The 21,149-nt window shown below is 71.3% G+C and carries 20 protein-coding genes; 10 read left to right on the top strand and 10 right to left on the bottom strand.

Annotation, left to right across the window (positions count from 1 at the left end; translation table 11 throughout):
• Positions 1–40: 40 nt before the first annotated feature.
• Both IE252_RS03405 and IE252_RS03400 read right to left on the bottom strand, forming a co-directional pair.
• Positions 41–2,149, bottom strand: coding sequence for a DUF11 domain-containing protein (locus tag IE252_RS03405; protein WP_190087698.1), 2,109 nt, complete (start codon positions 2,147–2,149; stop codon positions 41–43).
• The gene (locus tag IE252_RS03400) at positions 2,146–3,222 is read right to left on the bottom strand and encodes a DUF11 domain-containing protein (RefSeq protein WP_190087697.1); all 1,077 of its coding nucleotides are present in this window, start codon (positions 3,220–3,222) and stop codon (positions 2,146–2,148) included. The genes IE252_RS03405 and IE252_RS03400 overlap by 4 nt, the downstream gene beginning before the upstream one ends.
• Before the next feature lie 490 nt (positions 3,223–3,712).
• On the opposite strand from IE252_RS03400, the gene IE252_RS03395 reads away from it, so the two are divergent.
• From IE252_RS03395 to IE252_RS03380, 4 genes are all read left to right on the top strand, one after another.
• Positions 3,713–4,201 carry a winged helix DNA-binding protein gene (locus IE252_RS03395; protein ID WP_190087696.1) on the top strand — a complete coding sequence of 163 codons (489 nt, stop codon included), beginning with the start codon at positions 3,713–3,715 and terminating at the stop codon, positions 4,199–4,201.
• A 110-nt stretch (positions 4,202–4,311) separates the two neighbouring features.
• The gene (locus IE252_RS03390; protein ID WP_190087695.1) at positions 4,312–4,614 is read left to right on the top strand and encodes a hypothetical protein; all 303 of its coding nucleotides are present in this window, start codon (positions 4,312–4,314) and stop codon (positions 4,612–4,614) included.
• Positions 4,615–4,685: 71 nt separating this feature from the next.
• Positions 4,686–5,300, top strand: coding sequence for a SigE family RNA polymerase sigma factor (locus IE252_RS03385; protein ID WP_190087694.1), 615 nt, complete (start codon positions 4,686–4,688; stop codon positions 5,298–5,300).
• Positions 5,297–5,629, top strand: a complete 333-nt coding sequence (locus IE252_RS03380; RefSeq protein WP_190087693.1) for a hypothetical protein — start codon at positions 5,297–5,299, stop codon at positions 5,627–5,629. Before IE252_RS03385 ends, IE252_RS03380 begins: the two co-directional genes overlap by 4 nt.
• A gap of 22 nt (positions 5,630–5,651) precedes the next feature.
• On the opposite strand, the gene IE252_RS03375 is transcribed toward IE252_RS03380, so the two are convergent.
• On the bottom strand, positions 5,652–6,479 hold the full coding sequence (locus IE252_RS03375; RefSeq protein WP_190087692.1) for a dienelactone hydrolase family protein: 828 nt from the start codon (positions 6,477–6,479) through the stop codon (positions 5,652–5,654).
• Between the two features lie 102 nt (positions 6,480–6,581).
• Here IE252_RS03375 and IE252_RS03370 point away from each other — a divergent pair, with 102 nt between their 5' ends.
• Positions 6,582–7,553, top strand: coding sequence for a GlxA family transcriptional regulator (locus IE252_RS03370; RefSeq protein ID WP_229847916.1), 972 nt, complete (start codon positions 6,582–6,584; stop codon positions 7,551–7,553).
• Between the two features lie 5 nt (positions 7,554–7,558).
• On the opposite strand, the gene IE252_RS03365 is transcribed toward IE252_RS03370, so the two are convergent.
• Positions 7,559–8,830, bottom strand: a complete 1,272-nt coding sequence (locus tag IE252_RS03365; RefSeq protein ID WP_190087690.1) for an MFS transporter — start codon at positions 8,828–8,830, stop codon at positions 7,559–7,561.
• Between the two features lie 30 nt (positions 8,831–8,860).
• Positions 8,861–9,466, bottom strand: coding sequence for an ArsR/SmtB family transcription factor (locus tag IE252_RS03360; RefSeq protein ID WP_190087689.1), 606 nt, complete (start codon positions 9,464–9,466; stop codon positions 8,861–8,863).
• Between the two features lie 127 nt (positions 9,467–9,593).
• On the opposite strand from IE252_RS03360, the gene leuE reads away from it, so the two are divergent.
• Both leuE and IE252_RS03350 read left to right on the top strand, forming a co-directional pair.
• Positions 9,594–10,253 (top strand): leucine efflux protein LeuE, encoded by a 660-nt coding sequence (leuE, locus tag IE252_RS03355; protein WP_190087688.1) that lies wholly within the window; start codon positions 9,594–9,596, stop codon positions 10,251–10,253.
• Positions 10,254–10,333: 80 nt separating this feature from the next.
• Positions 10,334–11,122 (top strand): HAD family acid phosphatase, encoded by a 789-nt coding sequence (locus tag IE252_RS03350; RefSeq protein ID WP_190087687.1) that lies wholly within the window; start codon positions 10,334–10,336, stop codon positions 11,120–11,122.
• Between the two features lie 67 nt (positions 11,123–11,189).
• Here the strand turns inward: IE252_RS03350 and rox are convergent, their stop codons facing one another.
• Positions 11,190–12,638, bottom strand: coding sequence for a rifampin monooxygenase (gene rox / locus IE252_RS03345; protein WP_190087686.1), 1,449 nt, complete (start codon positions 12,636–12,638; stop codon positions 11,190–11,192).
• Between the two features lie 266 nt (positions 12,639–12,904).
• On the opposite strand from rox, the gene IE252_RS44115 reads away from it, so the two are divergent.
• Complete coding sequence (locus tag IE252_RS44115; protein WP_190087685.1) at positions 12,905–13,180, top strand: chaplin; 276 nt, start codon at positions 12,905–12,907, stop codon at positions 13,178–13,180.
• Between the two features lie 52 nt (positions 13,181–13,232).
• Here IE252_RS44115 and IE252_RS03335 read toward each other — a convergent pair whose 3' ends face one another.
• The 4 genes from IE252_RS03335 to IE252_RS03320 form a co-directional block, all read right to left on the bottom strand.
• Positions 13,233–16,052 (bottom strand): type 2 lanthipeptide synthetase LanM family protein, encoded by a 2,820-nt coding sequence (locus IE252_RS03335; RefSeq protein ID WP_229847914.1) that lies wholly within the window; start codon positions 16,050–16,052, stop codon positions 13,233–13,235.
• A gap of 194 nt (positions 16,053–16,246) precedes the next feature.
• Positions 16,247–16,447: a DUF6229 family protein gene (locus tag IE252_RS03330; protein WP_190087684.1), complete on the bottom strand. Its 201-nt coding sequence runs from the start codon at positions 16,445–16,447 to the stop codon at positions 16,247–16,249.
• 345 nt (positions 16,448–16,792) lie between these two features.
• Positions 16,793–18,127, bottom strand: a complete 1,335-nt coding sequence (locus IE252_RS03325) for a ricin-type beta-trefoil lectin domain protein (RefSeq protein ID WP_190087683.1) — start codon at positions 18,125–18,127, stop codon at positions 16,793–16,795.
• Positions 18,128–18,337: 210 nt separating this feature from the next.
• Entirely contained in the window at positions 18,338–19,375 is a 1,038-nt protein-coding gene (locus IE252_RS03320) for a LacI family DNA-binding transcriptional regulator (protein WP_190087682.1), read from the bottom strand.
• Between the two features lie 235 nt (positions 19,376–19,610).
• On the opposite strand from IE252_RS03320, the gene IE252_RS03315 reads away from it, so the two are divergent.
• Together IE252_RS03315 and IE252_RS03310 are read left to right on the top strand one after the other, a co-directional pair.
• Complete coding sequence (locus tag IE252_RS03315) at positions 19,611–20,075, top strand: SRPBCC family protein (RefSeq protein ID WP_190087681.1); 465 nt, start codon at positions 19,611–19,613, stop codon at positions 20,073–20,075.
• A 286-nt stretch (positions 20,076–20,361) separates the two neighbouring features.
• Complete coding sequence (locus IE252_RS03310; RefSeq protein WP_190087680.1) at positions 20,362–21,135, top strand: class I SAM-dependent methyltransferase; 774 nt, start codon at positions 20,362–20,364, stop codon at positions 21,133–21,135.
• The last annotated feature ends 14 nt before the right edge of the window (positions 21,136–21,149 follow it).

Here is a 21,149-nt window from a genome sequence, read left to right as displayed (position 1 = left end):
TGTACGGACGCGTGGGGGTGCCGGGCGGGTGGTGGCCGCGTCAGGCAGGGGTGCTGTCGGCCTTCTTGGCGAATTCCAGGTCGGCGGTCGGCGGCTTGAGCCGGCCGCCCGGAACGGCCGCGGTGCCGCTGTTGTTGGTTGTGTCGGGGTCGGCCGTGTCGGCACTGGCCGTCGCGGTGTTGTGCACGTCGGTGCCGTCGCCGCTGTAGGCGGCGTCCAGACGGACGGTGAACGTCCAGGACACGGAGGAACCGGGGGTGAGCACGGCGACGGGCCCGCAGGTGACCGTGCGGTCGGTCGCCGCGCAGGCGTGGGCGGAGGAGAGGAACGTCAAGGGGGTCGGCAGGGGGTCCTGGATCCGGACCGCGCGGGCCACGGACGGGCCGCGGTTGGTGACCGTCACGGTGTACGCGTAGGTCTCGCCCGGCGCCACCCGGGCGGTGGTCGCCGTCTTCTTCACCGTCACCAGGTCGGCCGCCGGAGGGGTGATCCCGCCCGGCGGAAACGCCGCGTCGCTCGTGTTGTTGGCGGTGTCCGGGTCGGTGACATCGTGGGTGATCTTCGCGACGTTGCCCAGGTCGCTGCCGTCACCCTGGTAGGCGGCGCCGAGTTTGACCCGGATGGTCCAGGACACGGCGGAGCCCGCCTTCAGCGTGGTGGCGGTGGGACAGGTCACGGAGAACCCCACGGCGGTGCAGCCGTCGGGGGACGAGACGAAGGTCAGCCCGACGGGCAGGGTGTCGGTGGCCTTCACGTTGCGCGTGTCGGACGGCCCGTTGTCGCGCGCGGTGATCCGGTAGTCGAACTCCTCACCGGGGCGCACCGGGCCCGTTCCGATGCCTTCCTTGGTCACCTCCGCGTCGGCACGTGCGGTCACGGTGGTCTCTGCCGTGGCGGAGTTGTCGCTGGTGTCGGTGTCGGTGCGGTTGTCCGGGGCGGTCACCGTCGCCGTGTTGCGCAGTGTGGTCGGCTGGGCGGGAGCGGTGCCGGTGATGGTGTACGTGACGGTGCCGTTGCGCTGGAGGTCCGCCGTGGTGTCGAGGTCGCCGCTGCCGGAGGCTCTGCCGCAGGCGCTGCCGGTGCTGGCCGTGCACCTCCAGGTCACCTGGGTGAGGCCGGGCACCGGGTCCTTGACGATCGCTCCCGTCACGTCGTTGGCGTCGCTGTTGGTGACCTTGACGGTGTACGTGACCGGGCCCGTCCCCGCCGCGACCGTGGCGGGTCTGCCCGACTTGGCGACGGTGAGGTTGGCCGGCACGTTGATGGTCAGGTCGCCGACCTCGTGGATGTTGGTCGCGCCGCCCGTACCGCCGGAGAAGCCCACCCGCAGGGTGGACGGGAGCGACGGCTGGTTGGTGATGGTGGAGACGTCGAAGTCGCTGATGATCTTGGTCGACGCGGTGCCCGGGCCGGAGTCCGACCACACCGACACCAGCAGCTTGCCGTTGGTGGGCTGCACGGAGATCCGCACGGTGCGGTAGGAGGTCCGGCTGCCGGTCTCCACGGTGGAGCCGGGGCCGTCGGCCGAGGTGCCGAAGCGGTAGCCGGTGGTGCCGTTGCCCCCGCCGCGCAGCACGATCTTGTTGGCCTGGGTGCCCGGGCCGCTGGCTCCGGTGGAGTTGGCCGAGAAGTTGCCGAACTCGTCCAGGCCGATCCCCAGGAAGCCGCCGGGCACACCGTTGGACGTGCAGCGCACGGACAAGCCGGCACAGGCGTAGCCCAGGGCCCCGCCGCCCGCGCCCGTCCCGGAGGCGGCGCTGCCGTCGGCGAGGAAGAACGCCATCCCGTCGCCGCGTTTGCCGTCGAACGTCTTGCCGCCGTAGGTGGCGTAGGTGAATTCCGCGACGATCCCGAGACTGGTGGGGAACGAGTCCTTCATCTGCCAGGATCCGGCCTGGTTGTTGGAGGCGGACGTCAGCCGCAGCCAGCCGCTCTGGTAGGCGGCGCTTCCCGTGGCGGTGCCCAGGTCGTTGCCGTTGTCGAAGGCCTCATGGACGGGGAAGCTCAGGGCCCTGGGAGCCCGGGCGTGGTCGACGGCCGTCGCGGGCTGGAACAGGGCCCCCAGGCCCAGGACGACCGCCAGGGCCAGCAGGACGGTACCCGTGCGCCGGGCCCGGCGGGGTACGAGGGCATATCGCCGGGCCGTCACCGCTTCCGTCCCCGGCACGTCACGCGGCGGCGTGCCGCTGCCACCAGGACGGCTCCGGCGGCGACCGCCGAACCGGCCAGCCAGCCAAGCCCGTCCGGCATGTCGCTGCCGGTGTCGGGCAGCTCGCCGTCCGTGTGATCGGGATCCGGCCACGGCTTGACGTGGAGCGGGCCGCCGTCGGGGCCGGTGGTGTTCTCGGCGTTCTGGTTGTTGCTCTCGTCGGGGTCCCTGGTCGCGGAGGTGACCGACGCGATGTTGTCGATCTGCCGCAGGTGCCGGGGCAGCGACTTGGCGACCTTCACGGTGATCTCGTACGAGACCGACGCGCCCGGCTCCAGCCGGTCCAGGGCGGGGCAGACGACCGTCCGTCCGCCGTCCCCGTCCGGGGCGCATCCGTCCGCCGACTCGACGAAGCTCAGCTCGCCCGGAAGTGGATCGCTCACCCGCACCTGGCGGGCGGCACCGGGACCCCGGTTGTCCACCGTGATCCGGTAGGCGAACGTCTCGCCGGGCCTGACCCAGCGCTGCCCCTTGGCCAGGACCGCCGTCTTGGCCAGGGCCAGGTCCGCACGCCCCCAGTCCGGGTGCACGGGCAGGCCCGTCACCGAGGTCGTGTTGTTCTCCGGGTGCGGGTCGGAGGTCGGGGACGAGACGGACGCGGAGTTCACGATGTCCTGGCCGTCGCCCTCGTAGTCGTCCGCCAGCCGCACGGTCACCACCCAGGAGTGGGACTCGCCGACGGCGAGCCGGGGCAGCGGTCCGCAGCGGACGGTGCGGCCGCTCGCCGTGCAGCCGTCGCGGGACGAGACGAAGACGAGCGAGGCGGGCAGCTCGTCCGTGACGGTCACGGAGACGGCCTGCGAGGGGCCGTGGTTGACGGCGGTGATGACGTAGTCGTACACGCCGTCCGGCTCCCGCTCGACTCCGGCGGCGGACCGCGCCTCGGGCCCGTCCTCGTCCCCGCCCACGATGGAGGACCGGGCCTCCAGATCGGCCTGGGCACCGGCGCCGCGTGCGCCCGCGGGCGAGGACGGCGCGGGTCTGGATGCCGGGGCGGACGGGAAGGCGGACACCGAAGGGGTCGCCGATGCCGAGGTGGTCGCCGAAGGCGGGGTGGTGGCCGCCGGTGGAGCCGTCGATGGAGCCGGAGCGGAAGGTGACGGGGTGACAGAAGCTGATGGGGTGGCAGAAGGCGGCGGGGCGGCGGGTGACGGGCGGGCCGACGCGGCCGCAGGCGGCTGCCCGAGCAGGGCCGTGCTGACGGCCACGGCGCAACCCAGCGGGAGGGTCACCGCCCGGCACGGCCAACGCCTGGCTCGTGCACGACGTCTGAGGAAGCGTCTCATCCGGGAACTGCCCTTCGCCTTGCGCGCTGCGAACCAGCACCGTCCCCGCATGGGAACAAGATCTTTTTATCTGGTTTATCCGGCTATGTATGGATCAGCGCATGCGAATGAGTGAGGGGTGCCTCTACGCGCGACCTTCGCGACCTGTGCCTGTGCGATCGGACGTACATGGAGATCGTTTGACCTCAAGCCACCTTGAGGTTCTACGGTCAACAGCATGACGATCAAGGAATACCCGCAGCACAAGCTCGCCGCCCAGCCCATCGGCTTCTGGAGCAGAGAGGCCGCGGACCTGGTCATCGGCGGTCTGCGTACCGCCCTGGCCGAGGAGGACCTCACCCAGCCGCACTGGTGGAGCCTCAACCACATAGCCGGGGCACCGGGGCACTGGACCCGGGCCACCCTCACCGAGAAGCTGACGCCCTACGACGACCAGGACACCGATTTCGACGCCGTCTACGCCGACCTCGCCTCCCGTGGCTGGATCGCGGAGACCGACGCCACCCTGACGTTGACCGAGGAGGGCGAGGCGGGGCGGCTGCGCGCCCGCGACCGCAACGCCGAGGTGCACGCGCGGATGCGGGTGGGCATCGACGATGCCGCCTACGCGGCGACGATCGACGCCCTGCGCCGTATCGTCGCCAACCTCGGCGGCGACGGCGACCTTCCCGAGTACCGCGGTGCGTCGACGGACGGGCAGCACTGAAGTTTCTCGGATGTGGTCGCAACCCCGGGCGGTGTCGCACGTCTGGTGGGGTGAAGGCGCCCTTCAGCTGATGCACCAGACCGTGTTCACCACTTCCTCGGGAGATTGCCATGTCCTCGCACGCCAAGCGGAACCTCCGTCCCAGCCCCCGGGTCCTGGGTGCCGTCACCGGTGTCGCACTGCTGCTCGGCGGCGGCTTCGCCGCGCAGGCCGTCGCCGACTCCGGCACGCCGAAGGTCACCACGACCGGGGACGCCGCCCCGCAGGCCGCGTCGCAGCCCGCCGCCTCGAAGTCCACCGGTACGCCGAAGGTCACCACGGCGGACAAGTCGGCCGCCAAGCCCGGCACCGGGTCCGCCCCGGCCGAGAACGCTCCCCGGGTCATCAAGCCGGGCAGCGGAGCCCAGAAGTAGCAGCGACGGCACCACGAAGCGGGCCGGCCTTTTCCCAGGCCGGCCCGCTCCTCCGTAACGGATCGAGGCTCATGCAGTACGCCATACCCGCAGCGCTGCCCTGGTGGTCCCGGCTGCTCGCCCGGATGTCCCGGACCGAGGACGTGCCCGTACGCCGGCGCGGTCTGCGGTCGGTCGGCACACCGTACGAGGACGAGCCGCCGCCCACGCTCACCGAGCTGTACCGGGCGCGGCGGCTCGACATGGTGCGGCTCGCGCTCTTCCTGGTGGACGATCTGCACACCGCCGAGGACGTCGTCCAGGACGCCTTCGCCGCCGTGTGCCGCAGATACGGCACGTCGCTGGACGGACTCAAGGACCCCGCGTCCTATCTGCACACCGCCGTGCTCAACGCGGCCCGTTCCGTGCTGCGCAGACGCCGCACCGCCCGCGGCTACACCCCGCCCCACCAGGGGTACGGGCCGCCCGTCGACGAGGGGCTGCTGCTGGCCGAGGAGCATCGTCAAGTCCTCGACGCAATCGCGCAGTTGACACAGCGTCAGCGTGAGGTGCTGGTGCTGCGGTACTGGTCGGAGCTGACCGAGGCGCAAATCGCCCACACCCTCGGTCTGTCGCGGGGCACGGTCAAGTCCACCGCGAGCCGCGCGCTGGACGTCCTGGAGAAGAAGCTGGAGGCGGCCCGATGAAGCCGCTTGCCGAAGACGGCCGGTCCGCGACCGAGGACCGGGTGCGCGCCGCGCTGGCCGCCCGCGCCGCGCTCGTCACCCACCGCGACCTGAGCCACGAGGCACCCCCGCAGGGGCGTAGTTGGGGCGTACGCCGCGTGCGCAGGGTCGCCTTCGCGGCTCTCGGGGTTGCCGCCGCCGCGGTGACCGTGTGCCTGCTGGTGCTGCCCGGCGGCCCGGCCCCCGCCCAGGCGCCGCCCGCCGGTACCCCGGGCATCACTGAACCGTCCACACCTACGGACCCGGTGGACCCGTCCGGCGCGGACCCCCGGGTGATCACCGAGCCGTGACGTACGACGGTGTCTTCGGCCCTCAGGAGGTGTGTCGGCCCAGTCGGTCGGTCAGGAAAGCGAGGATCTCGTCCCTGGCCCGCACGGTGGGGTGTCCCTCCTCGTCCACGAGGTGGGCGGTGACCACGCTGTGCGGGGATCCGACCACGTCGGCGAAGAACGGCGGCGGGTCGGTGTTGGCACGACTGCCCGTGAGGACACGGCCGTCGAAGGCGTCGCCGAGGAGTCTGCGGTAGGCGGCGAAGCGCTGGCCGGTGCACCAGCGGTCGTCGTCGAAGCGGTACGCGAGCACCTTCAGCCCGTCGCGTGCGATGCGGTCGCGGACGGCGCGCGCGTCCTCGTCGCCGAGTTCGAGTCCGGCGGGATCGTCCAGCGGCAGGGACGGGTGGTTGACCACGGGCGCGATGACGGCGGGTTCGAGCGCCATGGTGAGGGCGAAGTTGCCGGTGAAGCACAGCCCGATCGCGCCGACGCCCGGGCCTCCGCACTCGGCGTGGGCCCGGCGCGCGAGCCCGCGCAGCCACGCGGTGACGGGGCTGGTGCCGCCCCCGGCGAACGCGCGGAACTCGGCGCTGACGCACGCCCGGCGGACCACCTCGCGGCCTTCCTCGGCCGTGGGGTAGGCGCCGTCGGTCCCGAACAGCGACGGGACGTGGACGGTGAAGCCCGCGTCCCGCACCCACCGTGCCAGCCGCAGGACGTCGGGGCTGATGCCGGGCATCTCCGGCATCAGCACGACGGCGGGCCCGTTGCCCGCGACGTACACCTTCTTGACCGTCCCGTCGACGTCCACGAGGCGGTGGGAGAAATCCGTGATTGCGTCGTCACGACGTCCGTTGGCAGCACTCATGGTGTCAGCGTGTCGTCATGTCCCCGTGCGCACCGAGGGGCCGGATCGCCATGGATGAGGGTAATCTCGCCATGGGCCGACGGCGAGGAGGCGGGCATGGGCGTGAGCGCTCTGCGTGTGGGTGTTCTGGCCTATCCGGGGTGCTTCGCGTCCGAGGTGTTCGGTGTACCCGATCTGCTGACCATGGCCTCGCACGTCGCGGGCCCGGACCACGCGGGGTACGAGGTGTCGATCGTCTCGCCCCGCCGTCGCGTCACCGCGTCGGGCGGCGCGGCCCTGGCTGTCTCTCCTCTGCGCGAGGTGGACGTCCTCGTCGTCCCCGGGTTCGAGCTGCTGCCGGGCCTGGACGTGGACGCCGAACTCGCCCTTCTCGCCCCCGAGATCGCGGCGATCCGCTCGCACGCCGCCACCGGTAATGCCGTGGTGTCGATCTGCGTCGGTGCCTTCCTGCTCGCCGAGGCGGGGCTCCTCGACGGGCGCCGGGCCACGACCTCGTGGCTCTTCGCGGACGAGCTGGCCCGGCGCTGTCCGGACGCCGATGTCCGACCCGACCGTATGGTCGCCACGGACGAGGGGGTGACGACGACGGCGGCCTTCAGCGCGATGTACGACTTCGCGCTGCAACTGATCCGTCGGCACAGCGGCGCCGACGTGGCGCGGAGGACCGCGCGGGTCACGCTCGTCGACGACGCCCGTTCGTCCCAGACGCCCTACGTCGACGCGCGACTGCTTCCCCGGCCCGGCAACGACTTCTCCCACCGTGTGATGCGACGCCTCGACCAGACCCTGGCCGCCCGGTACGACCTCACCGCGCTGTCGGCCACCTTCAACGTCAGCACCCGGACACTGCTGCGGCGCTTCGCCGACGAGACGGGGCAGAGCCCGCTCGAATATCTGCAGTCCTCGCGGGTCCGCCGTGCGCGTCACCTGCTGGAGACCACCGACCGTACCGTCGCCAGCATCTCCACCGCGGTCGGCTACCAGGACTCCGCGACCTTCGCCGCCCTCTTCGCCAAACACACCGGACGACGCCCGAGGGACTACCGCGCGACCTTCCGGCGCAGCACCGGCTGACATACCTACGCGGTCAGCCCCGCCCGCTGCCGGGGCAGCTCGGCCCGCCGTACCGCGTCGGAGGCCAGGGCGACGACCGCGCCCAGACCGGCGAAGGCACCGCAGCCGACGAACACCGGCGCCGCGCCCCACGCCCCGATGGCGGCGCCGACCAGCGGATAGCTGAGGGGCGCGAGCCCGACCATGGTGACCATGACGACGGACGTGACCCGGCCGAGGTAGGCGGGGTCCGCCGCGGTCTGTATGAGGGCGTTGTCGAGGCTGCCGAAGACGCCCGCGCTCAGCCCGATCACCCCGGCCAGCACCACCGCCACCCACAGGATCGGCACCAGCGCGATGGCGGCCGCCCCCGCGCATCCCACGAACAGGGTCCCGGCCATCATCAAGCCCGCGCGGGGCAGCCACCCGGCGACGGCGAGCAGTGCGGCGCTGGCCGCCGCGCCCGCGCCGAAGCTGCTGACGATCCAGCCGTAGCCGGAAGGCCCCCAGCCGCGCTCGGCGTTGAGGAGCACCATGCCGACGTTGAGGGTGCCGGTGAGGCCCAGCTCGCACAGGGCACCGGCGGCGACGAGCGGCCCGATGAGGCGGTGGCGGCGGATGTAGCGCAAGCCGTCGAGCAGGTCCTCGCGTGCGGAGGTGAGTTCGGGCTGCTCATCGTTGCGGGCACGGAGGGGGCGCATACGCACCGCCAGCAGGAGCGGCAGGGAAAGGGCGAAGAGCAGGCCCGCGACGGTGAAGGCGGCCGCCACCCCGCCGATCCCCATGGCCAACCCGGCGATCGGCGGGCCCGTGATCTGGCTGAGCCGCATCGACAGCGAGCGCAGACCGGTGACCCGGGCGAGTTGCTCGGGGCTGGTGATCCGCGGCGGGAGGGCGCCGATCGCGGGTACGAACAGCGCGTCTATGGCACCGAAGACAAGCGCTACGGCGACCAGGATCCACAGGGCGGGCGTGGACAGGGCGATGCCGGCGGCCACCGCCAGGATGAGGAGGCAGCGCAGCGCATCGCTGCCGAGGATGACCCGGCGGGGGTCGAACCGGTCGGCCACCACGCCTCCGCCGACCATGAGCACCGCCCTCGGCAGCGCCCCGGCGGCCATGACAAGGCCCACTTCGGTGGGACCCGCGGCCTTCTGGGCGGACCAGCCGAGCGCGATGAAGTACACGCTGTCGCCGACGAGGGAGGCGGTGTATGCGGCGAGCCAACGCAGCACGTTGCCGTCGCGGTGGGCCGGTGCGGTGGTGTTTTCGGGCAGGGCGGTGTCTGCGGTGGCCATGGCGGGCTCCAGTGGGTGGGTGCGGCAGGGTCAGGGCCGGAACGGGAAGCCGTAGAGGTGCACGGACACGTGTTCGCGGCCTGCCGTGTCGTCGGCCGCCTTGGCGGCCCGGCCCCGGTCCCGCCAGCGCCGGGCCACGGCCTCGAACTCGTCGTTCATCTCGGCGAGTTCGGCCGGGGTCAGATCGACCAGCCACTCGGAGCTGAAGGCCGCGTCGGTCCACGTCTTGCCCCAGGCGGCCGCCTGATCGAGATACGTACGGTACTGGGCGACGCGGGTGTCGAAGACGCCGCGGGTCACCGCGCCCACGGCGGCCGCTCCCTCGGGTGTGTCCGCGAAGTCCGAGTCGCGAAAGCCCCAGCCCTCCTCGGACGCCACCTGCCACCACCGCTCCCGGCCGTCGGCGCTGCGGCCGCTCGCCTCGGTCACGAAGCCGTGCTCGGCCAGCTTGCGCAGGTGGTAGCTGACCAACGAGGGCGCCTGGTCGACCTGCTCGGCGAGCTGGGAGGCGGTCGCGGTGCCCGCGGCGTACAGCAGCCGGTAGAGCTGCATGCGCAGCGGGTTCGTGAACGCCTTCAACCGGGACAGGTCGGTGATCTGCTCGGGAGAGGACTTGGGCTCGTGCTTCGGTGGCATGCACCGACCCTAGGTGTGCAAGATAAATTGCGCAATAAATACTTCAGACCTAGCTCCGAGGGGCCGCTCGCGCCGCATCGTGAAACGCACAAGCCACACCTCACCCCTTTGTGCGACACTCCCCCGCATGCTGGGTGTAACCGATCTTCCGACATACCTCGTGGGCCTGGTGCTGATCATCTTGGCGCCGGGGCCCAATTCCCTGTACGTGCTCTCCGTGGCGGCCCGGCGCGGTGTGCGCACGGGGTATGTCGCCGCGGCCGGGGTGTGGACCGGGGACACGGTGCTGATGACGCTCTCCGCGCTCGGCGCGGCGTCGCTGCTGCAGACGACCCCGCTGCTGTTCGCCGTCGTCAAGTACGCCGGTGCCGGGTATCTCTGCTGGCTGGCGATCGGCATGCTGCGCCAGGCCCTCGGCATGTGGCGCAACCGCCACGCGGCGGCGGACCCCGGTGCGGCCGACGCCGTCCAGCAGGAGGCCGCCGTCGAGCGGCCCTACCGGCGTGCGCTGATGCTCAGCCTCTTCAACCCGAAGGCGATCCTGTTCCTGGTCTCCTTCTTCGTTCAGTTCGTGGACCCGGGGTACGCCTATCCGGCGCTGTCGTTCCTGGTGCTCGGCACCCTGCTCCAGCTGGCGAGCTTCCTCTACCTGTCCACGCTGATATTCAGCGGCACCCGCCTGGCCGCCGCCTTCCGCCGCCGCAAGCGGCTCTCGGCGGGCGCGACCTCGGCCGCGGGCGTCCTCTTCCTCGGCTTCGCCGCGAAGCTGTCGCTCAGCGGAGTGTGACCACTCTTGCATCGCCTCGCGGTAAAGAGTTGATCAAACACCCTGGCGGGGCGGTGTGTGATGCGCGTAGATCTTTGCCCATGCGCACTGTCACCAAGACCGCAGCAACCGTCGCCGCCCTCGCCGTCACCGGCGCCGCCTTCTACGGCGCCGGCGCGGCCACCGCAGGCAACAGCACGCCGAAGAGCGACAAGGAGATACCCAACATCACCAAGGTCGAGGAGAAGATCAACGCCTACTACGGCGGGGCTCCCGACTCCACCGGGGCCTACCAGGCCTCCTCGACCAGCAACTACGCCAAGCAGGTCGCCGCGATCGAAGCGCGCGCGAAGCGCCAGATCGCGCACGCCGCCGAGCACCCGGGGCGGGACGGCCGTAAGCCCGCCATCGTGCTCGACGTCGACGACACGACCCTGCTGACCTACGACTACGAGAAGAAGAACGGCTTCGCGTACAACGCCACCGCCTTCAACGCGTACGTCCAGAGCGCGCAGTCCATCGCCGTGTTCGGCATGCCCGACCTGGTCAACTTCGCCGCGAAGAAGGGTGTGACGGTCTTCTTCCTCACCGGCCGCGACGTCTCGCAGCGCGATGCGAGCGCCACCAACCTCACCAAGGCCGGGTACGCCGTCCCGGTCGACAGCGCGCACTTCTTCCTCAAGGACAAGACCAACCCGCCGGCCTACCTGAGCTGCGGCAAGCCGACCTGGACGTGTTCCACGGTCGACTACAAGGCGGGCACGCGCCAGCACATCGAGAGCCTCGGCTACCGCATCGTCGCCAACCTCGGCGACCAGTACACCGACCTCGCGGGCGGCCACGCCGACAAGACGTACAAGATCCCCAACCCGATGTACTTCCTGCCGTAAGCCGTAACCAGGCCGGCCGGGGTGCGCGGACACACCGCGCACCCCGGCCGGACCGGGCGGCACGCGCTCAGCCGGTGGCGGTGCCGAACCACTTCGCCAACTGGCCGAGCATCTCCTGCTGGTCGTCACCGACCCACACCACATGGCCGTCCGGCCGCAGCAGCACGGCGGGCACGTCCAGTTCCTCACTGGCGTCGACGGCGTGGTCGACGCGGTCCGCCCAGCCCTCCACCGAGAGCCGGCCGGTCTGGTCGAGCAGCAGTCCGCGGCCGCCGTGCATCAGGTCGTACAGGCGCCCCTGCTTCAGCTCCACGTCCCGCAGCCGTCGGCCGAGCAGCTCGTGGCTCTCGCCCTCGCCTTCGCCGTCGCTGAAGTCGTAGCGGATCTCCACCGCGGTGATCATCCCGGTCACGTACCGGTTGACCTCCTCGAAGTCCATCAGCTTCGAGAACAGCTCGCGCAGCGCGGTCGGGCCCGGCTCGGTTCCCATCAGGGCGATCTGCGCGCGGGTGTTGTCCAGCACGGCGGCGCCCACCGGGTGCCGTTCGGCGTGGTAGCTGTCGAGGAGTCCCTCCGGCGCCCACCCGTTGACCGCGGCGGCCAGCTTCCAGCCGAGGTTGAAGGCGTCCTGAAGGCCGAGGTTCATCCCCTGTCCACCGGTCGGCGGGTGAATGTGCGCCGCGTCCCCGGCCAGGAACGCCCGGCCGACCCGGTAGCGCTCGGCCTGCCGGGTCCCGTCGCCGAACCGGGACAGCCAACGCGGCGAGTGCACACCGAAGTCGGTGCCCGCGTACGCGCGCAACTGCTGCTTGAAGTCGTCGAGGGTCGGCTCGGTGGCACGGTCCTCGGCCACCCCGTCGGCGGGCAGGACGACCCGGCACAGCCCGTTCTCGTCGGGCGGGGTGACGCCGAAGCGCAGTTGGGTCTTGTTGACTTGCTTGACGACGGCGGCGACCTTCGCCGGATCCTCGGTCACCTCCATCTGACCCACGAGTGTTTCGACCGTGGCGGCCACGCCGGGGAAATCGACGCCGAGCAGCTTGCGCACCGCGCTGCGGCCGCCGTCGCACCCGACGAGGTAGCGCGAGCGCACCCTCGTGCCGTCCGCCAGCTCGACGGTCACCCCGTCCTCATCCTGGCTCAGCCCGACCACTTCGCAGCCGCGCCGGATCTCGGTGCCGAGTTCGAGGGCGCGCTCGTCGAGCAGCCGCTCGGTGACCGGCTGGGGGTGGGCGAGGCCGTACGCGTGGGCCGTGTCCAGGCTCTCCGGCCACGGCTTGACGATGCCGCCGAAGAGACCGCCCACCTGGAACTTCTCACTGACCGCCGAGAACCGGTCCAGCAGGCCGCGTTGGTCCATCAGCTCGACGCTGCGCGCGTGCAGGCCCTGCCCGCGGGACTGCCCGGTGGGCTCGGTCAGCTTCTCCAGCACGACCACCCGCACGCCGTGCAGTCGCAGTTCACCGGCGAGCATCAGGCCCGTCGGTCCGCCGCCGACAATGACCACGTCGATCATCAAAGTTTTCCCATTTCCGCAGGTCCTGGCGTTGTCCCGTGATTCTGCGGTATGAGGGGGGCCTTGCCGCAAGCCCCCGGGTGCGCTATACATTGAGAGTGGCAAGGAGGCGATGACCCCCTTGCCTTCGTCTTTTCCCGCCCGCTACGAGCGGGCGCGTCGTCCAGGCGCTCGGGACAAACACTTCGGGCCGACACGTCGGGCAAGCGAGTGAACCTGCGATCCCACGCCGCGCGGGATCCGACTCCACCGGTTTTCATGTCCAGATGACCAACACCAAGAAGTACCTGCTCGCCGCTGTCGTCGGCACCACCCTGACCCTCACCTGCGCCGCACCCGCCCTCGCCGACCACGGGCCGGACCAGGGTTACGGTTACGGCGACCGCCACCGCTACGACGACGGCGGGAAGGAGTGCACCCACGACGACCCCGGCGCCGTCACCGAGGGATCGGTCTCGGACTCCCCCGGCGTCGGCTCCGGAAATCTGATCCAGATTCCCATCCACATCCCCATCAACATCTGCGGCAACAGCATCGGCTGAGCCGACGTATCGCGGTCGAACCCACCTCCTCCGCCAGTCCCCATCCCCTCCTTCAGTCCAGAAGGAGGGGATTCGGCAGCGCGGCCCCGGGGTGCATCCGCAGGAGCGTGTGCAGGACTCCCGAGAGGCCGGACATCAGGCTCGGGGAGAACGCCTCGCGGGCCAAACCACCCACCGGGCCGCGTTGTTCGAGGCCGGTGAGGATCTCGCCGTCGAGGTCCTCGGCGTTGCCATGGCCCACGGACGTGAGGAACTCCCACAGCCCGAGGTCCCCGTGGCACAGGGTGTGGCTCCAGCCGAAGCCCTCGGCGGCGCAGGCGCGCGCGGCGCGTTGGGCCATGTCGAGGTGGGCCGGATCGCCCGTACGCCGGTGGAGGTCGAGCATGCCGATGCCCACCCCCGCGCTGCCGTGGCACCAACTGGTGAAGAAGTCCTCCTCGGCACCGATGCGTACGTCGAGCCAGTTGCCGTGTTCGGGCTGGTAGAGGGACTCCTGGTAGGCGAAGGCGCGTTCGGCCAGGTGGGTCCAGTCGCGGCGCTCGGCCGTAGTGCCCGCCTCGCTCAGGGCGAGCCGGGTCAGGGCCCAGCCGATGCCGGTGGCGCCGTGCGCGAAGCCGCCGATGCCCTCGGGGTTGAGCCGGGTCGTCCAGCGGGCGCCGCTCGCGTCGACGGTGGCGAGCCCGGACAACCGACGGCCGATGTGCGCGGCGGCGGCCAACCAGCGGTCCTGCCCGGTCGCCTCGGCCAGGTTGAGGAGTGGAACCACTCCCCCGGCCGCCCCGTTGAGGAGGTCCACCTCCACGTCGTCCTCGACGAGACGGCCCTCGGCGAGCAGCAGCGCGCGCTGGGCCGCCCGCTCCACCAACCAGTCCTCACCCAGCACCCGGTGCAGCGCCAACCACGTCCACACCTGCGACGCCGCACCGCTGAACGCCCCGGCCGACGGCGTCGGCGTCCGGTCCTCGGTGCTGATGAGCACCCGCAGCGCACCCTCGAACGCCTCGGCAACGCCCGGGACTTCGTCCGCCCGGCCCGCCCGCGCCTCGGCCACGTACTCCGCGAGCGTCAGCGCCACACCGCCCTGCCCGGTGTAGAGGTCGGCGGGCAGCACCCTGATGGACCAGCCCGCCGGGGTGAACACCGGGCTGATCCAGGTGACCGTGCCGTCCTCGCCGCGCACCGCGCCGTCGCACAGCCGCCGGACCATCTGCACGGCGAGGTCGCGGCGCCGCCGCTCCCGGTCGCGGGCATGCGGGTCGCGGGCGCCCTCCTGCACCCGCTGGGGCAGTGAACGCTCGTTGAGGTACGCGCCCACCAGCGCGTCCTGGATCACCGACTCCTCCAGTGGCAGGTCGGCGGTGTGCCAGTCCTCGATGGTGGTCCGTACGTTGGTCGTGTCCACGATAAACGTGGACATCGGTACGTCCCCGGCCAGCAGGTCCGCTATCTCGCCGTCGATGGCCGCGCGGTCGGTCGGGGCGCCCGGCAGCACCTCGGCGTTGCGCCGCAGGATGTCGCGGGCCCGCTCGACGGCCGCCGCCTCGTCGTGCAGCGACGCGGGATGCCACAGCATCCGGCCGATGTCCACGTACGCCTGCGTCGGCCGCAGGATCCGCCGCGCCTGGGCGCCTTCGAAGCGGCGCAGCAGCCGGTACGGGTCGGTCCCGGGGCGGCGCAGATGCGCGGTCATCTCGCGGAACCCGGCAAGGACCCGGTCCCAGTAGGTGCTGAGCACCGGGGTGGGGCTGGGGTGATTGCCCGCGGTGGGCATGGCCACCAGGTCCACCTCGAAGCGGGCCTTGGCGGTGCCGCCGTCCGCGATCACGGGGTTGGGGATCAGGGGTTGCTGGCCGGGCAGCGCGCCGACGCCGGAGATGTCCACCCCGCCGAGCGCGAATCCGGTGCCGCGCACGGGCAGCAGTCCGGTACGCAGCACCGTGCGGCGGATGGCCGCCGCCGCCACGTCCACCGCGTCGCCCCGGCCGCTGGCCGGGAAGGGCGCGGGGGCGTCGAAGAGGGTCTCCGCGTCCACGATCACCGGCACCGGGCCCGCCGCGATCATGTTCTCGGCGTGCATGTCGGTGCCTCCGGTGAAGCGGAGGACGGCCAGCCAGTGGCCCACGTTGCGGTAGAAGGCGGCGAGTTCGGCATCGCCCGTGCAGTAGCGGTGGCGGACGAACTCGGCCCAGCCGTAGCCCTCGCGTACCAACGTATGCGGCACACGGATGCGCTCGGTGGGCGGCGGGGCATCGGGGAAGTCGGCGAACAGCTCGTCCAGCAGCGCGCCGAGAGCCACGTCGGCCTGGGACGGCCGGGGTTTGTACATGACGCTGCCGCCGTCGAAGTCGACGCGGCTCACCGTCAGACCGCCGCGGTGGGTGTCGCCCGCCCCGAACTCGACGGCCCGTATCTCGCCCGCGGGCGCTCCCAGCAGCGGTCGCAGCAGCTCGCGGTCCGAGGCGAGGCGGGCGGCGAAACCGGCCGTGGCCGCCACCGAAAGCCGCGCCACCGACGTGACCCTCCGCCCGAGGGTGGGGTACCGCTCGGCCAGCCGGTCGAGATAGCCCTCGTCGCCGGCCTGCTCGATGAACGCGGCCCACGTCGCCGTATCGGATCCGGCCTCCCGCCCACCGCCTTCCGCCATACGCAGTGCGTGCAGCTCGATCAGGAACAGCCGGGACAGCTTCGCGTGCAGGGACCCGATCAGGGCGGTGTCCCCGGCGCCCAGCACCACGTCCCGCTCAGCGCTCCCCAAACCGTCCACGGCGCCGAGCTGCCGGGCCAGTTCCTCCCGCCACGGGCGGGCGATGTTGTGTACCGGGCGGGCGAACCACTCCGCCTCGTCCCTCTTGTCCGGCACCGATCCGTCCACGGCCCGCCCCTCCCTCGCAAGGTGCTGCACACGGCGTGGGGAACCGCACGACCAGCCTCGGGTGCGCGGACGCACGCTTCGGCATGGTGAGCGGTTCCCCACTCGACTGTCCGTACTCTCCTGACCGCGAACGTCACTCAGCGGCGGTGCCCCCGACAGGCGCACTCCGCAGGACGGTCAACAGCCGTCGGTGATCAGCAACACCAGCTTCCGCGCGACCCACTCGGGCTGGAGCAGAAGCCGTAGAGGGAGTCGCTCGGGTCCGTGAGCGCGGCTTCGGCGGCGGCGCCGCCGACATAGAGCGGACCTGCGGGGTTGGACTGGCCGTACGCACTCTCGGCGCCCGACAGCCAGGCGTTGAGCACTGCGGTTGCGGGAACACTGGTCTGGGGCATCTGCGGCCTCCGGACATAGGGATGGGGACGGATTGCCCAGTCCCGAGTATTGCCGGATCCGAACACCTGTCAGACGACTAATCCGGCCACAGTCTTGGGGTGTTCGTGCGCGGTATCGCGGTCGGTGTGGCGACGTTCGACGACGCCACACCGAGCGAGACGGCTGGTCCACGAGCTTCAAGACGCCTTCGTCGGCATCGACTTGATCCAGTCGCGTGGCTGCATTGCGCCTTGACGTTCGGGGGCGGTTGCGCGATGGCGGATGAACCGGCTTCGGGTACGGATCCGATCGACTCCCGTTAGTGAAAGAGGTGCGTGACATCGTTGTCTCAGCCGAGGCAGAGACTACGGCAGCGTCCACTTCTGGGCGTTCGTGCCGTTGCAGTCGTAGATCTGCAGCTGCGTCCCGTCGGTCGTGCTGCTGCCGGGGTCGTCAAGGCAGCGTCCGGACTGCGGGTTGAGCAGCGAGCCGTTCGCCGTCGGTTGCCATGTCTGCGCCCCGGATCCGTTGCAGTCCCACAGCTGGATCTTCGCGCCGTTGGCCGTGCCGCCCGACTGTACGTTCATGCACTTGCCCATGACGCCGAGGCTGCCGTCGGCGTTGACGGTGAACTGCTGTGCCACCGTCCCGTTGCAGGTCCACAGCTGGATCGCCGTGCCGTTCGCGGTTCCCTGGTGGTTGTCGTCCGCGCACTTGCCCGCGATCGCGGACGTGATGGGGCCGACACGCGAGGTGCCGGTGCCGCCCATCGCGGCGGCCATGTTGGCGTACCAGGAGGCGGGGCCGGTGCCGTGGGCGCTGACCGGGACCGCGTTGAAGTACTCCCAGCCGGCGCCGCCGCCGAACGACGGGTACTTGCCGACCAGCGACTTCAGGGTGCCGGCGAGTGTGGCCGGGGTGACGTAGCCGGAGCAGTTCGCCGCGTTGGTGACCGTGCCCGCCAGCACCCGGGAGGGGCTGAAGCCGTTGGCGATCACCGCGTCGTAGCCGCTGGTGCCGCCGAGGGATCCCCAGCCGCAGTAGAACTGGCCGGTGTACCAGGAGATCTTGCTGCCCACCTCGGCCTCCAGCTGCTTGTAGCTGAAGCCGCCGGAGAACGACGAGGAGCCGGACAGGTCCGTGGCGACCGGGGTCAGGGTGATGAGGAACGAGCTGCCGAAGTCGGCGCGCAGCTGGTTGACCAGGCGTTCGGTGTCGGCGAGCGAGAACGTCTCCTCGATGTCGAGGTCCACACCGTCGAGCTTGTACGTCTGCAGGGTGTTCTTGAGCAGGCCGTAGTACTTGGGGAAGTCCTTGTGCAGGTTCGCGAAGCTGCCGGTGCCCGCTCCGCCGAGCAGGGCCTGGGCCTTGACCCCGGACGCCTGGAGCGTGGCGATGTCGGCCCACATCTGCGTGAACTTGGCGGCCGAGGGCGGGTCGTCGTTGAGGTGGACGGACCCGTCGTCGTTGAGGTGGAACGCGGCCACCTCGATGTCCGTGGCGATGCCCTTGAGCGGCAGCGGTGAGACGTAGGCGTTGTTGGAGTACTGGGTCTGGTAGTACGCGAGCGTGTGACGGGTCGGTGTGGCCGCCTGCGCTGCGGAGCCCGGCAGGGCACCGGTGGCGGCCAGGGCGAGTGTGGTGGCGCCGGCGGCCAGAACGGCCTTCCAGGCGCGCGGGGACGAGGGGGTGGGCGACACTGATGCACCTCCGGATTGCGGGGCAGGCGCGAGGCCTGTGCGAGGGCGCGTGGTACCGGGGTTGTGGCGCGTGCGTTCCGGGGCCCCGGTCCGCGGTGGACTGGGGCGCGTGGGTCCGGAAGGGTTCGGGCGGCCGCCTGGGGACGGAGACTAAAGCGCTTCAGTTGTGGTGTCAACGGTGCCTGTACGGTGCCCCGTTGGGGCCCCTGCTCAGTGCCCGCTGCCGAGCGGGGGCGCCGTACTCTCCCGTACGGTCAGCCGGGGTGTCGCCGTGCGCAACTCACGTACGGTCTCCGGGTCGTTGACGGCATCGAGCAGTACGCGGGCCACCTGCTCGCCGAGTGCGAAGGTGTCCCGGGACAGCGCCGTGACCGAGGGGTGCACGATCCGGGTCAGCACCGAGTCGTCGAAGGAGACGACCGACAGCTCGCGCGGCACCTGGACGCCCATCTCGGCGGCCACGCCGAGCCCGGCGACCGCCATCACATCGCTGTCGTAGATGATCGCGGTGGGGCGTTCCGGGCGCGAGAGGAGCGTGCGTGTGGCCGCCGCGCCCTGTGCGTCGCTGAAGTCCGTCGGCACGGAGACGGCTCCGATCAGCCCGAGCCGCTTCGCGGAGTCCCGCAAGGCCCTCATGCGGCGCTGTGTGTGCTGGAAGGCGGGCAGTCCGGCCAGATGCGCGATACGGCGGTGGCCCAGCGCGGCGAGGTAGTCAACCAGAGAAAGCATCGCCTCGCGGTCGTCGGCCCACACGCGCGAAAGCCGTGACGGCCCGCCGCGTCGCCCTCGACCGCCCAGGACGACCGCCGGAACGGCCAGTTCCTCCAGTGCGCCGATGCGCGGATCGCGCACCTGGAGGTCGACGACCACCACCCCGTCCACACGCCGCTCGGACACCCAGCGCCGGTACACCTCGATCTCCGCCGCCGTGTCCTCCACGACCATCAGGTGCAGAGCCACGGAGTTCCTGGACAGACCGGCCTGAAGGCCCGCCGTGAGCTGCCCGAAGAACGGCTCCACCCCGATCGTGCGCGCGGGCCGCGCCACCACCAGGCCCACCGCGTCGGCCCGGGCGCCGCCCAGGGCCCGAGCGGCGCTGTGCGGGCGCCAGTTCATGGCATCGGCGACCTCACGGATCCGCGCCCGGGTGGCATCGCTGACCCCCGGACGCCCGTTCAGCGCCAACGACACGGCCCCGGTGGACACTCCGGCCCGCTGGGCGATGTCGGCGATCGTCGGTCTGACCACGTCACGCACTCCCTCTCGACGGCCGGGTGTGAGCGGGAGCGTAGTCCGGATGTGGTGGGGGGGTTCGGCTCTTCGGCGGTTCGATTGCTGAAGCGCTTCAGTCAGTGACCCCGGCTGCCGCGCCCCCCGGGGACGACCGACAGGCCTGTGAAGCGACTCACTCCGGCGAACTGTCACAGTTGACGCAGCCGAGCTGTCTCCATGGGTATCCGCTGACCGAAGGAGGTCATCAGCCATGGAAACCATGACCGTTGAGCGCGTCATCGACGCCCCGATCGACGAGGTGTTCGCCTGGCTCACCACGACCACCCACTACACCGCCTCGCCCCTCGTACTGCGCTGCCGTCTGGCCCGGCGCGGCGAGGGCGCGCCCTACGGGGTCGGCGCGGTGCGCAGTCACCTCTGGGTGATCGGCTGGTTCCGGGAGCGCATCACGCGGTACGAACCGCCGTACGCCACCGAGTACGTCGTCGAGCGCAGCCTGCCGCCGGCACGGCACGAGCTGGGCCGCATGGAGCTCAGCGAAGTCGCCGACGGCACCCTGGTGCGCTGGACCACCCGCGCCGAGATCCCCGTCCCGCTCGTCGGCGCCTTCCTGACCCGGCGCCTCGCACGGCCGGTCATTACCCGTACGTTCCGCAACATCCTCGACACCGCGGACAGGGCGCTGACCCAACTCCCCGGGCCAGAACGGGCGTGAGCACCGGCTCACGTACAGGGGAGGGGTGTCTGCCCGCCGCCCGATGGGCGGGCAGACACCCGCGGCGGACGCCGAGACGGGGGACCTCCGCGTGCACCGCACCCGGCGACCGGGCCAGGAGAAAGCCGTGTCGCCGGAGCCACTGGGGCTGAATCGAGCGTGACAGCCGCCGCCCCCGGCTAAACAGCACTCCCTCGGCCAACAAATCCCCGTTCGTGGCCGACGCGCGCCGGGTGCCGCCGGATAACCCCGTGGACCGGCAGCGTGCGAGGTGGATGATGAAGGCATGACCTCTGCTTCCCGCGCGCTCTCCTTCAACGCGGCCGCCGCCCAGTACGCCGCGAATCGCCCCTCCTACCCGCCCAGCCTCTTCAGCACCATCGAGGAGATCACGGGGCGCCCGCTCGCGGGAGCCCGCGTCGCGGACATCGGCGCGGGCACGGGCATCGGCACCGCGCTGCTGCGGGAGCGGGGCGCCGATGTCATCGCCGTGGAGCCGGGCGACGGCATGGCGGCCGAGTTCCAACGCGTCCTGCCCGATGTGCCGATCGTCCGGGGCGACGGAAACGCCCTGCCGCTCGCCGACCGCTCCTGCGATCTGATCGCGTACGCGCAAGCCTGGCACTGGACGGACACCAGCCGCTCGGTGCCGGAAGCGCTCCGGGTGCTGCGGCCCGGCGGCGCGCTCGCCCTGTGGTGGAACACGACTGCCCTCGACGTGCCCTGGGCCGCCGCCCAGGACGAGCGCATCGCGCACTGGTGCGGCGTCGCCCCCAACGACCGCGCCCGCCCCGACACCATCCGCGCCGGCCGCCTCGCGGGCCTGTCCGACCTCCCCTACACCCGCCGCCTGCTGCGCTGGAGCCGGACGGTACCGCTCGACACCCACCTGGCGAACGTCACCAGCCACTCGGCGTTCCTGGTTCTGGGCGAGGCCAGGACCCAGGAGTTCCTGGCGGAGGAACGCACGCTGCTGAGCGAGGTCTTCCCGGGCGGGATGGTCGAAGAGACGTACGTGGTGGACTTGTTGGTCGCGTCCAAGCCCAGGCTTCAGGCGTAGAGGATCTGGCCGGT

The sequence above is a fragment of the Streptomyces melanogenes genome (genome assembly GCF_014649795.1).
Taxonomy (GTDB): domain Bacteria; phylum Actinomycetota; class Actinomycetes; order Streptomycetales; family Streptomycetaceae; genus Streptomyces; species Streptomyces noboritoensis.
The sequence above is the reverse complement of the archived record's forward strand: the minus strand, read 5'-3'. Positions and strand labels throughout refer to the sequence as shown.